Below are 13,687 nucleotides of genomic sequence, written 5' to 3'. Positions count from 1 at the left end.
ACTCGTTAAAAAAAGCTTAGGAAATCCTTGCATTGCAATACAATCTATATTCCCTACTTTTAAAGGCAAGATTCGGCATTTGCAAAAAGATAGCACACCATATGATTATATAATTATTGGAGCGGGAGCTGCAGGTCTAATGCTGGCCGAGACTATGGGAAAAGACACCTTTTTCCAGGACAAATCGATTTTATTGTTGGACAAGGGTGCCAAAAAAACAAACGACCGCACCTGGTGTTTTTGGGAAAAGGGAGCTGGATGTTTCGATGATATTGTACACAAAACCTGGAACCATATTTATTTCGCCGGGCAACAATTTTCCCAAAAGTTCCCTATCGCACCCTATTCCTATAAAATGCTTAGGGGTATTGATTTTTACACTACCTATCTGAATCGGATTTCAAGCTGTTCCAATATTACATTTAGACAAGAAAACGTGTCCATCATCAAGGAGGATTCCAGTACCGCTACCGTTGTTACGGAAAAATCGGAATACAAAGGGAAGCAGGTTTTCAACAGTATATTTGACTACCAAATGATTGCTGGCCAAAAAAAGTATCCTGTGCTCCAACAACATTTCCTTGGATGGTTCGTAAAAACTGCTCGTCCTATTTTTGATATAGATCAGGCCACCTATATGGATTTTTCGGTTCCGCAAAAAGGGAATACCCGATTTATGTACGTTCTCCCTTTCTCCAAAACGGAAGCTTTAGTGGAGTACACCCTATTCTCGGAGGATTTACTTTCCGAGGATGAATATGAAGTTGCCATAGAACACTATCTGGAACACAAGCTTAAGAGTACAGATTTTGAGATTATGGAAACGGAAAAAGGCAGCATTCCCATGACCTGTTATGATTTTAGTGAACATAACACCCTTAAGACATACCATATCGGCACGGCGGGCGGATGGGCCAAACCCAGTACGGGTTATACATTTATGAGCACGTCCAAGAAGATTCCTGTTTTGGTGGAATTCCTAAAAACCGGTAAGCCGTTGATCAACTTGAGTTTTAAGAACCGATTTTGGTATTATGATCTACTGTTTCTGGATGTACTAAAGAAAAATAATGCCATTGGGTTTGAGGTATTTGAAGCTCTCTTCAAAAACAGAACGCCCCAACAAGTCTTTAAGTTCCTGGATGAGGAAACCAATTTTTGGGAAGACTTGGGCAATATTTGGGGAAGTCCAAAAATCCCCTTTACCAAGGCACTGCTTAAGCGATTGTTCTAGACCTTCCGGCGCATCAGGTTTTCGCCAAATTCTTGTAATGGGGCTTTTTTGTCGGCAGAAATATCTAACATTTTCAGACTATCAAAAGCTTTTTGGGTATAATGACCTATTTCCGCTTCTGTGCTTTTCGCCGCTCCGGTATCGGTAAAAATATCCTTAATGGAATTGATTTTGGCCGATGGGTCTTCAGGTTTAATGGAGTATAGGTCCAGTAACTCTTTTTTTTGTTCAGGTGTGCCTAAATCCAATGCTTTGAGGTATAAGAAGGTTTTTTTGTTTTCGATGATATCGCCGCCAACTTGCTTGCCAAAGGTCTCCGAATCACCAAAAGCATCCAAAAAATCGTCCTTTATTTGAAAAGCGATACCCAGATTAAGTCCAAAATCATAAACCGCATCCTGGGCATCCGAAGGAGCTTCGGCCACGATAGCACCCATTTTCAAAGTTGCCGCGACCAGTACCGCTGTCTTATACTCTATCATCTTTAAGTATTCGGAAATGGTTACGTCCTCTCTCTCCTCAAAATCCATATCGTATTGCTGGCCTTCACATACTTCCAATGCCGTTTTACTAAAAAGTTTCGCTAAATTCCGGAACATAGGATCCTCGTAATTTTCAAACAACTGGTAAGCCACAATGAGCATGGCATCACCCGACAAGATTCCGGTGTTTACATTCCATTTTTCATGTACCGAGGGTTTACCCCTTCGCAACGGGGCCCGGTCCATGATATCATCATGCACCAATGAAAAATTATGAAAAACTTCAACGGAAAGAGCGGCATCCAACGCCTTTTTATAATCAACTCCAAAGATTTCGGCGGTCATGAGCACCAATACAGGTCGCAAACGTTTCCCCTCCAAATTCAGAATATAGGTAATAGGTTCATATAGGTTTCTGGGTTCCTGAGCCTTTACTCTCTTTTCTAAATACGAAATGAACTCGGAACGATAGAATTCTATGGACTGCATTGTAACAAATTTCTCCAAAAATACACCTATTGCCAACATTTTGAGCGGTGGACAATGCAAATAGTAGTGAATTGAGTAAAATAAAGTGCAATAGATTTGAAAACCTACGTCTATATAATTGAAGTTTTCCAATAACTCACTTTCGAATGGTTTCGAATACCGAAAACTATACTAAATTAAAAACCTTTTTCAACGACGAATATCATTCGCTGAGATTCTACGTAAGATCGCGAATAGATAATGCTGCGGATAGGGATGCGGAGGATATCGTGCAGGACGTTGCCCTTAAGCTATTTTCCAGGGCCGATAGTCTTTCGCCGATTGAGAACATAGCGGGCTTTGTCTATAATTCGATACGAAACAAGATTATTGACCTGATGCGGACCAAGAAGTCCGAAAAGCATCTGGAAAGCGAAATAGAAGATCGATTTATTGAGTTTGCCGAAGTGTTCTATGGCAAAACGGATAATGCGTATTCCGACCATATGAAAAATGAATTGAAGCGGGCAATTTTCAATTTAAAACCGGATTACCGCGACATTTTACTCGCCGTTGATTTTGAGGGCTACAGTTATAGGGAACTATCCGATGAAACCGGTGTCCCCCAAGGAACATTAATGTCTAGACGCCATCGCGCCCTAGCATTATTATTAACACAATTAAAATCAGAAAAAAATAACAATAATTAAAATTTGAAAAAATGGAAGATCATTTAGAACGCGTCGTAAAGACCAGGGTTGAAAAAAAAATCACCAAAGCATTCAAAATATTTTTCGCAATCATAGCCGCAATAGTCTTTGTATTTCTCTTCGGGTATGTAATCATGTGGCTCTGGAATTGGCTTATGCCGGATATTTTCGGTCTAACACAGATTACCTATTGGCAAGCCGTTGGAATTCTTGCGTTGGCCAAAATTCTATTTGGAAGCTTTGGAGGCCATCATTCAGGAAGTAAATCAAAATCCAGAAAAAGCTGGAAATCCGGAAATTGCCGAAGTTCAAAAAACGATTTTTCAGAATGGAAGTATTATGACAGCTACTGGAAGGAGGAAGGTGAAAATGCCTATAAGGAATATGTGGAGCGAAAAAAACGAGAAGAACAATGATATCTGTCAGTGGCAATGTTAAATAATTGCAAAACCTTGGAAACTTTTAATGTGTTTTAAGTTTCCCGATGTATATTTGCGGCCTTATTATGAAAGAAGCAATCTTAGAAAAGGCTACGGATATGTTCTTGAACTTGGGTTTCAAGAGTGTTACCATGGATGATTTGGCCAACGAAATGGGAATCTCCAAAAAGACCATTTACACCCACTATGACAATAAGACTAAACTAATAGAAGATAGCACCTTTCACCTTTTTTGTGATGTTTCCAAGGGTATAGATTACATATGTTCCCTAGAAAAGAATCCGATTGAGGAAATCTATGAGATCAAAAAATTCCTTATGCTGCATTTGAAGGGCGAAAAGTCTTCCCCACAGTACCAACTGCAAAAGTATTATCCAAAAATTCATGAGAACATCAAGCAAAAACAATTTGAAATGATGCAAGATCGTGTTTTGGACAACATTAAAAGAGGTATGGAACAAGGCATATACCGTGAAAACCTAAACATTGATTTTGTTTCGCGAATCTATTTCTTTGGAGTCACTAGTATAAAGGACCATAACCTTTTTCCAAAAGAAAAATTTACGGCGGAATCATTAATGGACAATTATTTAGAATATCACCTAAGGGGTATTGTAACGCCCAAGGGAAGAAAAATATTGAATGCAATTATCAACTCAAACCAAGAATAGATGAGGAATCATTTTATAGTGTTCTTTGCACTTTGTGCCATTACATTTACATATTCGCAGGAACAAGTGGAACAAACCTATAGCTTCTCCTTGGAAGAGGCCATTGCCTTTGCCTTGGAAAACAACTATAGTTCCATTAATGCCAATAGGGACCTAACGGATGCCCAAAAACAAAAATGGGAAGTTATCGCATCGGGGCTTCCACAAGTTGATGGTACGGTTAGCTATCAAAATCAATTGAAGCAACCGGTCTCCTTGATTCCTTCTGAATTTTTCCCGGATGGAGAACCGGGGACATTTACACCGGTAGTTTTTGGCGTACCGCAGCAGATTATTGCAACCGGGACCCTAAAGCAGCAGATATTCGATGGCTCCTATATTGTAGGTGTGCAGGCGACTAAAGCTTTTTTAAGATACAGTGAGCATAACAAGGAGAAGACCGATTTGGATGTCAGAAAAGCTGTTGTAGAAGCCTATGGTAATGTTTTGCTCGCCCAGGAAAGCGTGGATATTTCCGAAAAAAACAAGGCTACCCTGGAGAAAAATTTGTTCGAGACTCAAAAGCTCTTCGAAAATGGTCTAGGTGACGAGGAAAGTGTAGAGCAGTTGGAAATAACCCTTTCCTCCGTGGAGAACCAACTTAAAAATGCCGTTCGCTTTGAGAAAATTACGTTGCAGATGCTGAATCTGATCATGGGTATAGACATAGATGCGCCTACCCAGCTAGAAGAAAATCTGGATAATTTAACGCAAAGCCAGATGCAGTTTAGGCTTTTGGAATCTGATTTTAATATTGAAAACAACGTAGATTATAAATTGGTCCAAAACCTCAACGAACAACGTTTCTATGAATTAAAATTGGCAAAAAGCAAGGCATTGCCAACATTGAACGCTTTCGTCAACTACGGTACATCTGCTTTTGGAAATAATTTTGAGTTTTTCAATAGTGATCAGGATTGGTTTGAGTTTTCAACATTTGGTGTAGACCTCACTATTCCCATCTTCAGTTCTTTAGGTAGAAGTGCCAGTACCCAACGTGCTAAAATTGCTTTGGAGAAAGCCAAAACACAACTGTCGGAGGCCGAGGAGCAAATAAGATTGCAGTGGGAAAGGGCAAAAAGCGATTTCATCTTCGCCACCGAAGAGTATGAAACAGCCAAGGAAAATTTAAGATTGGCCGAACGAATCGAAAATAAGAACCAAATAAAATACTCTGAAGGTATTGCAAGTAGTTTTGAATTACGACAGGCACAGACACAATTATACGATGCACAACAAGGGTACCTTCAATCCATGGTAGATGTAATCAATAGGAAAACAGATTTGGAAACCATTATTAACGAATAAGCATATAAAATAGCAACTAATAAACCTAAAAAAATGAAAAAAACAATATATGCACTAGCAACCTTAATGATAATTGTGGCCTGCGGGGGTTCTGGCCAGCAATCCATAGAGGCTTTGATTGCAGAAGGAGATCTTGAATCCCTACGTGCGGAAAAAACCAAAATTTCAGGAAAACAGAAAGAGCTGGAAACCAACATCAAACTTTTGGATTCCGTAATTGCCATTAAATCCGGTGAGGAAAATCTACCGTTGGTTACCACTTTGGTGGCTTCCCCGGAAAAGTTTAATCACTTTTTGGAACTTCAAGGCAACGTACAAACAAAACAGAATGTGCTGATCTATCCCGAGATGGCGGGAACACTACAACGTGTTTATGTGAAGGAAGGCGACAAGGTGAGAAAAGGGCAGCTGTTGGCCACTATAGATGATGGGGGTGTAGGAAGCCAATTGGCACAATTAAAAACACAGGCAGCATTGGCCCAAACCACCTTTGAGCGTCAGAAGCGGCTGTGGGAGCAAAAAATAGGTTCGGAAATTCAATATTTACAGGCCAAGTCCAACTATGAAGCAACAGAAAGCGCAGTTAATCAAGCAAAAAGTCAGCTGGATAAATCAACCATAAAAGCCCCATTTTCAGGAATCATCGATGATGTCATAAAGGATCAGGGTACAGTAGTGGCCCCTGGAGTCGGTTCCGAGGTATTCCGTATTGTGAACTTATCGGATATGTATGTTGAAGTAGACGTTCCTGAAAATTACCTTAGTGGTGTTCAAGAAGGAAAAGAAGCTAAGGTTTTCTTTCCGGTCTTACGGGATACCGTAGTGTCTACGATTAGACAAACCGGAAATTTCATTAATCCTGGCAATAGGGCCTTTCGGGTAGAAATATCAGTGCCCAATAAAGAAGGTCATATAAAGCCGAATCTTACTGCCAAAGTGAGTCTTAACGATTATACCAATGAATCGGCAATTCTAATTCCTCAGGGCATTATTTCTGAAAATGCCGAAGGGCAGCAATATGTATACGTGGCGGAAAAAATGGCTGAAGACAAAGCTACGGCCAATAGACGGATTATTGAAACCGGATTGGCTCAAGGTAGAATGGTAGAAGTGCTATCCGGGGTTACCGAAGGCGAATTATTGATCGAGGAAGGTGCTCGGAACATCAAGGAAGGGCAAAATGTAAAAATACTGAAGTAATAAAGCGATGAGCAGACAAAAGAAAAACGCCAACAAAGAGTTTAGGCTATCTTCCTGGGCCATAGACAATCCCTCGGTCATATACGTTATGATCGCCATTTTCCTATGGGTAGGTTTTAAGGCCTATCAGGCAATGCCACGAGAAGATTTCCCGGAAATTGTGGAAACCAAAATCTATGTGAGCACTTTATTCCCTGGAAATACTGCCGAGGATATGGAACGGCTTGTTACCGATCCCCTGGAAGACCGGCTAAAAAATCTGAGCAATGTTGTGGAGACCATTTCTACTTCACAGGAAGACTACTCCATCATTACCGTGGAATTCGATGAAGAGATTACGGTGGAGCAGGCGAAACAGAATGTAAAGGACGAAGTAGATGTTGAAAAGGCAGGTGAGGATTGGCCTACTTTCAATGGCGCCAAGGTAGAGCCCAATATCTTTGATCTTAACTTGGCGGAGTCCTTTCCTATAATGAACGTTAATTTTACAGGCGATTATCCCGTTGAAAAATTAAAGGAATATGCCGAGTATCTGGAAGATGAAATCGAGAATCTACAGGAAATCAAGGAGGTAGATATCAGGGGGGCACAGGAAAAGGAAGTAGAAGTTGCGGTTGACGTTTACAAAATGATGGCCGCAAGAGTAAGCTTTCAAGATGTCATAAACGCCATTGCCAATGGGAACATGACCATGTCCGCGGGAAATATCAAGACCAGTGAGCAGCGCAGGACCATTCGTATACTCGGGGAAGTCGATGATCCCCAGGAACTGAATGATTTTGTCGTGAAGTCAGAGGATGGCGCCGTGTATCTAAAGGACATTGCCACCGTCTCATTCGATGAAGAGGAAAAAACCACTTATGCCCGGGAATTTGGTGAAAGCGTGGTTATGCTCGATATCAAAAAACGATCAGGGAAAAACATGATCGAGGCCACGACCAAAGTCCGGGAACTGGTAAAAGAGGCGCAGGAAAACTATTATCCGGCCGATCTCAATATTTCCATCGCCAATGATTCTTCAAGCCGAACCTTGAACCAAGTGGATGATTTGGTCAACAATATTATTTTCGGGATTATCCTAGTGGTTACCGTATTGATGTTTTTCCTAGGATTTCGTAATGCACTTTTTGTAGGTTTTGCCATCCCAATGTCCATGTTCATTTCATTCACCATATTAAATCTATTTGGAAATACGCTGAATACGATGATTCTGTTCGGAATGATTATGGGTCTGGGAATGCTGGTGGATAATGGCATTGTGGTGGTCGAAAACGTATATCGATTAATGGGAGAGGGTATGTCCAGAATCCAGGCTACCAAGAAAGGTATTGGAGAAATCGCTTTCCCGATTATTATTTCCACCTTGACCACGGTCGCCGCTTTCGTGCCACTAGGGCTATGGCCTGGAATCTTTGGTCAGTTTATGATTTTCTTCCCGCTGACGCTGTCCGTAGTTTTAGGGTCCTCATTGTTTGTGGCCATCTTCATGAACTCCATGTTGGTATCCCAATTTATGGAGACCGGTCAAAAAGAGCTCGACATAAAGCAATTGATACGGACTACAGGCATTTTGGCCGCCGTCGGTATTTTTATTTTTATCGTTGGTGGCACTGTACGCGGACTTGGTACGGTAATCGTTTTTACGGCCATTATGTTCTGGGTATACAAATACTTCCTTAAGCCCTCGGCCAACCGCTTTCAGAATAGCATAATGCCACGTTTCGAGAACTTTTATGAAAAGCAAATAAAACGTGCCTTAAGGGGAGGAAATGTATACTGGTATTTTGGCATCACCGTTTCTTTATTGATCGTGACCTTTATGCTCTTTGGGATGTCCATTGGTGCCGGGCGGACCAAAATTGAATTTTTCCCGGACAATACCCCAAATGAAATTTATGTTTATATCGAATATCCTCAGGGGACCTCTATTGAAAAAACGGACGAACTTACCAAAAGTGTTGAAAAAAGGGTCTATGAGGTGGTCAATAGGCCAAAGTATCGGAATGGGGAAGAAAGTTATTTGGTAGAATCTGCAGTTTCCCAAGTTGGGGAAGGTGCAGGGAATCCCCAGACGGATGGAGGTTCCTCCGCCGAAATGCCGCATAGGGGCAAAGTAACGGTTTCCATGCGTGAGTACAAATACCGTAACGGATTGGACACCGAGGAACTACGTGGTGCTATTCAAGATAATTTAAAAGGGATATACCCCGGAGTTACAATTTCCGTGGAAAAGGATTATAATGGCCCTCCGGCCGGTTATCCGGTAAATATAGAACTAGAAGGCAAAGACTACGATCAATTGATCAGTACTGCCGAGGAAATCCGGAACTATATCAATACCAAGAGCATTCCCTTTATTGAAGAGCTAAAAATAGATGTAAACAAAAGCAAACCCTCGGTGCAGGTGGTTGTTGACCGTGAAAAAGCAGGTGAACTCGGTGTTGCCGTAGGGCAAGTAGGCACCCAGTTACGACGTTCACTTTTTGGCGAGAAAGCCGGCGTGTATAAGTTGGATGGGGAAGACTATGATATCAATGTCCGATTTGATGAAAGCATTCGATTTGATAAGAATGCCCTGTTCAATCAAAATATCATTTTTAGAGATCAAGCTTCCGGACAAATTAAGGAAGTACCGGTATCCGCAGTAGCCCAACAACGAAACTCTTCGGGATTCAGTGCGATTAAACATCGGGATGGAAACAGAGTGGTTACTGTATATTCCGGGCTCAAGGCCGGGGGTAACCCAGCAGAGGTCGTGGCACAGGTCCAAGAAGAAATGAAAAATTTCAACGGTATCCCGGAAGGGGTAAAAATAGACTTCACAGGTGAAATAGAAGAACAGAACAAGCAAATGCAATTCTTGGTAGGAGCCTTTTTCGGTGGTTTGGGATTGATAATGCTCATCTTAATTTTCCAGTTCGGTGGCATTTCCAAGCCGCTTATTATTATGATTGCCATTTTCCTAAGTTTTATCGGCGTCTTTGGTGGATTGATGTTGACCGGCTGGCCTTTTGTGATCATGATGACGATGATGGGGATTATTTCCCTTGCTGGAATTGTGGTTAACAATGGTGTGGTACTTCTTGACTATACCCAGATATTGATAGACCGTAAAAAGGTAGAGTTGGGTATGGAGGATAAAGATTTGTTAAGCATGGAGGATGTAACCAAAATAATTGTACAAGGTGGAAAAGCCAGATTACGCCCTGTAATTTTGACGGCTATTACCACGGTCCTAGGTCTTATTCCCTTGGCGATTGGCTTGAATATCGACTTCTTTTCCCTTTTCTCCGAATTTAATCCTAGGATTTACATGGGTGGGGATAATGTGATTTTTTGGGGTCCGCTGGCCTGGACGGTCATCTTTGGATTGATAGTAGCTACTTTCCTTACCCTGATTATAGTTCCTGTACTATTTAATATTACGTACCGCATCAAGGTACGTTTAAGGGGAAGCGGGAAAAAGACCGAGGCAAACCAAAAAGAGTTGGAAGCAGCTGCCTAGTCAAGTATACATTTCTTTATCTTAAATAAAAATGGCCCCGGTGTACACCGGGGCCATTTTTATTTATCGCAGTAATTTACTTTAATTTATAACAACGGGTTTTGCATTTGTGGATTCGACTACACTGGCAATCCTATTGTCGGCAAAGTCTACCTCCTTAAGCACTTCTCCTTCCCAGAAAAGCCATTTCCCGGTGCGCTTGCCCATGTCATATTTGCCCTTTGCTATTTTCTTACCGTCCTCATCGAACATTATCCATTGTCCGTGTAGTTTTCCTTCTGCAAAATAGCCGGTTTGTGCAATTTCACCATTATCGTGAAAATACGTGGCCTTAGTTAAATCACCCTCCTTCTCAAAGGTGGGTTTGTTTTCTTGGGCATTCATTCCTAACGTGAATGTAAGTGCCAATAGTATTGTGAATAATTTCATCGTATTGTGGAATTTAGATTCGTATTTACTTCTAATTAACGATACAAAGATACATTTATTTTACAAAAAATACATGTTTACGTAACTTTTAATTAACATTAAATTTACATTGCAAATGTAACCAACTAATTTAAAGACATTTATGACTTTTATCAGTTTATATCCTTTTACGCCCTTTTTCAGAAAAATCCGCTGAAATGCATGTTCTTTAAACCGCTATACTTCTTAACTTTGCCGTCCTAAACCAAAATATATGTACAGGACTCACACCTGCGGCGAATTAAGGGAATCCCATAGCAATACTTTGGCTACACTCACGGGTTGGGTGCAAAAAACCAGGGACAAAGGTTTTGTAGTCTGGGTAGATCTACGAGATCGTTATGGCATTACTCAACTCGTATTCGATGAAGAACGTACCTCTTCAGATATATTGGAAAGGGCAAGGAATTTAGGAAGGGAATTTGTGATACAGGTCAAGGGCACAGTCATCGAAAGGGCTTCCAAAAACCCAAACCTACCCACCGGTAATATAGAGGTCCTAGTGCATGAGCTTACCATTCTCAATGCTTCCAAAACACCTCCTTTTACCATTGAAAATGAGACCGATGGCGGCGAGGATCTTCGTATGAAATATCGTTATCTGGACATTCGTAGAAATCCAGTAAAAAACAATCTTATCTTCCGAAGCAAGGTAACCATGGAGGTTCGCAAATATCTGTCACAGCAGGATTTCATTGAAGTGGAAACACCATATCTCATAAAATCAACACCCGAGGGTGCACGCGATTTTGTGGTGCCCAGTCGAATGAACGAGGGACAGTTTTATGCCCTTCCCCAATCACCACAAACTTTTAAACAATTATTGATGGTGGGTGGAATGGACAAGTATTTTCAGATTGTTAAATGTTTTCGGGACGAGGATCTACGTGCGGACCGTCAACCTGAATTTACACAAATTGATTGTGAAATGGCCTTCGTGGAACAGGAAGACATTCTTAACACCTTTGAAGGGCTTACCAAACACTTGTTGGCGGAAATTAACGGAATTGAAATAGATGCTTTTCCCAGGATGACCTTTGACGAAGCCATGAGGCGCTTTGGAAACGACAAGCCCGACATTCGTTTTGGAATGGAATTGGGAGAATTAAATGAAGTGGCCCAACATAAGGATTTCAATGTATTCAACTCTGCGGAATTTGTTGGTGGTATGGCAATACCAGACGCCGCCGTCTATACCAGAAAGGAAATCGATAGATTAATCGATTGGGTAAAACGTCCGCAGGTTGGTGCAAAAGGTATGGTCTATGTAAAATGCAATGAGGATGGGACCTTTAAATCATCCGTTGATAAGTTTTATGATCAACAGGACCTTGGTAACTGGGCGAAAGTAGTTGGAGCCAAGGCCGGTGACCTCATCTGTGTACTGTCCGGCAATACCATGGAAACACGGACTCAATTAAGCGCGTTACGCATGGAAATGGCAGAACGTTTGGGGCTTAGGAAACCCAATGAATTTGCTCCTTTATGGATAACCGATTTCCCATTGTTGGAACTGGATGAGGAAACAGGTCGCTACCATGCCATGCACCATCCATTTACTTCTCCCAAGCCCGGACAATTGGAACTTTTGGATACCGATCCCGGAAAAGTAAAGGCCAATGCATATGATTTGGTCTTGAATGGGAATGAAATTGGTGGCGGATCCATCCGTATCCATGACAAAGAGGTTCAAGCCACCATGTTCCGCCATTTGGGCTTTACCCCGGAAGAGGCACAGGCCCAATTTGGGTTTTTAATGGATGCATTCCAATATGGTGCCCCGCCACATGGTGGTATCGCTTTTGGTTTGGATCGTTTGGTCGCCATTTTGGGCGGACAGGAAACCATTCGGGATTTTATTGCCTTTCCCAAAAACAACAATGGTAGGGATGTGATGATCGATGCTCCCTCCCCCATTGACCGTGAACAATTGGATGAGTTGGGGTTGAAGTTACAGAAATAGGCAATAGACCCATACTTAGGACAAAGTTGTACGTATTTTAAAATAGGACTCTTACAGTCATATAATGAAAATTGTTTTATACGTAGCATTTGCCATACTAGCTTTGGGTTGTAGCAATAATGGTACAGAGACCATACCCGCTGCTGAGGCTAGAATAGACCTGGAGGGATTGGCTTCCAGTATTGGCGAAATCACATCAACCTCGATAGCACTCCAATTTTCGTATTCAAATCTCACAACAAACGGCGGGGAACTGGTTACGGAAATTTGGTACAGGAAGATAGATGACAGTAATTGGGATATTTTAGAGGTTCCTATTGAAAATCAAAAGGTGTTGGAAATCACTGATCTTGAACGAGGGACTACCTATACGGCCAAGCCCGTATTTAAGGTAAATGATTTTGTAAAAGAGGGCGCCGAAATACAATTTAGGACACTTCCCTTTAATTACACTTTTGTACGAGAGGGAAATCCCAATAGTATATGGGTTACCAACATATTTGCCGATGATGACTATACCGAATTGGGGGATGATATAGTTTTATTCCTAAAAAGGGAAAATGACAGTATTCCCACAGAAATTACGGTTATCTCAAAGGATTCCTTATTGATTAAGGCTTTTACCGGGTTACAAACCTTATTTGATTCCTCGGACGTTTATGAAGAAAGGCTGGAAGCATCTTTGACACTCCAATTTAATGACTATTACAACGGTAGTTTTAGCACTATTGAGTTATTTAATCCAAATCCAAGAATCAACGCACTTAGTTTTCAAAAGACGGTATCCTGTAGTGATTTGGATAAAACAAAACTTCTTTTTCAGGGATTCTTTTGGGATTCATCCCTGCGGACGGAAACGGATTTTAATAAACCGGACGATTACCAGATTAGTATTACAAATATGGAAGACCCTTTAATAACAACACCTGTTTATACACAATTGAACCAAAGATTCCATAATACGGACGATATTAATTTGTTTTTGTCCAATAACTGCGAGGTGGGCTTTACCATCGTTGAAGACCCCCCGATCAGAAATTTATTCCATAGGGGAAGCTTTATGTGGGTTTCATTTCCAACGGAAATCTTGCCAGAAGGAACTTATAGGCTACAATTCAGCGTAATCAAAAATGGAGATCTCCTATCGGCGGAGCCGTTTGAGTTTTCTCTACAGTACTAGGCTTGCTCTAGAAATATTC

General features: G+C 41.3%; 11 protein-coding genes. 9 read left to right on the top strand and 2 right to left on the bottom strand.

Going from position 1 to position 13,687, the window contains the following annotated elements; genetic code table 11:
* Window positions 1-79: 79 nt before the first annotated feature.
* Window positions 80-1,234: a lycopene cyclase family protein gene (locus ACP2AF_RS06180; protein ID WP_425235364.1), complete on the top strand. Its 1,155-nt coding sequence runs from the start codon at window positions 80-82 to the stop codon at window positions 1,232-1,234.
* On the opposite strand, the gene ACP2AF_RS06175 is transcribed toward ACP2AF_RS06180, so the two are convergent.
* Window positions 1,231-2,205 carry a polyprenyl synthetase family protein gene (locus tag ACP2AF_RS06175; RefSeq protein ID WP_425235363.1) on the bottom strand — a complete coding sequence of 325 codons (975 nt, stop codon included), beginning with the start codon at window positions 2,203-2,205 and terminating at the stop codon, window positions 1,231-1,233. The genes ACP2AF_RS06180 and ACP2AF_RS06175 overlap by 4 nt on opposite strands.
* 146 nt (window positions 2,206-2,351) lie before the next feature.
* Between ACP2AF_RS06175 and ACP2AF_RS06170 the strand changes: the two genes are divergently transcribed.
* The 6 genes from ACP2AF_RS06170 (at window position 2,352) to ACP2AF_RS06145 (ending at window position 10,057) form a co-directional block, all read left to right on the top strand.
* The gene (locus ACP2AF_RS06170) at window positions 2,352-2,894 is read left to right on the top strand and encodes an RNA polymerase sigma factor (RefSeq protein WP_425235362.1); all 543 of its coding nucleotides are present in this window, start codon (window positions 2,352-2,354) and stop codon (window positions 2,892-2,894) included.
* An 11-nt stretch (window positions 2,895-2,905) separates the two neighbouring features.
* Window positions 2,906-3,310: a hypothetical protein gene (locus ACP2AF_RS06165; RefSeq protein ID WP_425235361.1), complete on the top strand. Its 405-nt coding sequence runs from the start codon at window positions 2,906-2,908 to the stop codon at window positions 3,308-3,310.
* 89 nt (window positions 3,311-3,399) lie between these two features.
* Entirely contained in the window at window positions 3,400-4,005 is a 606-nt protein-coding gene (locus ACP2AF_RS06160) for a TetR/AcrR family transcriptional regulator (RefSeq protein ID WP_425235360.1), read from the top strand.
* Complete coding sequence (locus tag ACP2AF_RS06155; protein WP_425235359.1) at window positions 4,006-5,352, top strand: TolC family protein; 1,347 nt, start codon at window positions 4,006-4,008, stop codon at window positions 5,350-5,352.
* A 33-nt stretch (window positions 5,353-5,385) separates the two neighbouring features.
* Complete coding sequence (locus ACP2AF_RS06150; RefSeq protein WP_425235358.1) at window positions 5,386-6,552, top strand: efflux RND transporter periplasmic adaptor subunit; 1,167 nt, start codon at window positions 5,386-5,388, stop codon at window positions 6,550-6,552.
* A 7-nt stretch (window positions 6,553-6,559) separates the two neighbouring features.
* Entirely contained in the window at window positions 6,560-10,057 is a 3,498-nt protein-coding gene (locus ACP2AF_RS06145) for an efflux RND transporter permease subunit (protein ID WP_425235357.1), read from the top strand.
* 81 nt (window positions 10,058-10,138) lie between these two features.
* Here the strand turns inward: ACP2AF_RS06145 and ACP2AF_RS06140 are convergent, their stop codons facing one another.
* Window positions 10,139-10,486, bottom strand: a complete 348-nt coding sequence (locus ACP2AF_RS06140; RefSeq protein WP_425235356.1) for a toxin-antitoxin system YwqK family antitoxin — start codon at window positions 10,484-10,486, stop codon at window positions 10,139-10,141.
* A 253-nt stretch (window positions 10,487-10,739) separates the two neighbouring features.
* Between ACP2AF_RS06140 and aspS the strand changes: the two genes are divergently transcribed.
* Both aspS and ACP2AF_RS06130 read left to right on the top strand, forming a co-directional pair.
* The gene (aspS, locus tag ACP2AF_RS06135) at window positions 10,740-12,488 is read left to right on the top strand and encodes an aspartate--tRNA ligase (protein ID WP_425235355.1); all 1,749 of its coding nucleotides are present in this window, start codon (window positions 10,740-10,742) and stop codon (window positions 12,486-12,488) included.
* 64 nt (window positions 12,489-12,552) lie between these two features.
* Window positions 12,553-13,668, top strand: coding sequence for a fibronectin type III domain-containing protein (locus tag ACP2AF_RS06130; RefSeq protein WP_425235354.1), 1,116 nt, complete (start codon window positions 12,553-12,555; stop codon window positions 13,666-13,668).
* Window positions 13,669-13,687 lie beyond the last annotated feature (19 nt).

This window comes from Ulvibacterium sp. (genome assembly GCF_965248315.1).
GTDB lineage: Bacteria > Bacteroidota > Bacteroidia > Flavobacteriales > Flavobacteriaceae > Ulvibacterium.
Note: the sequence above shows the minus strand (reverse complement) of the source record. Positions and strands in the feature narration are given on the sequence as shown.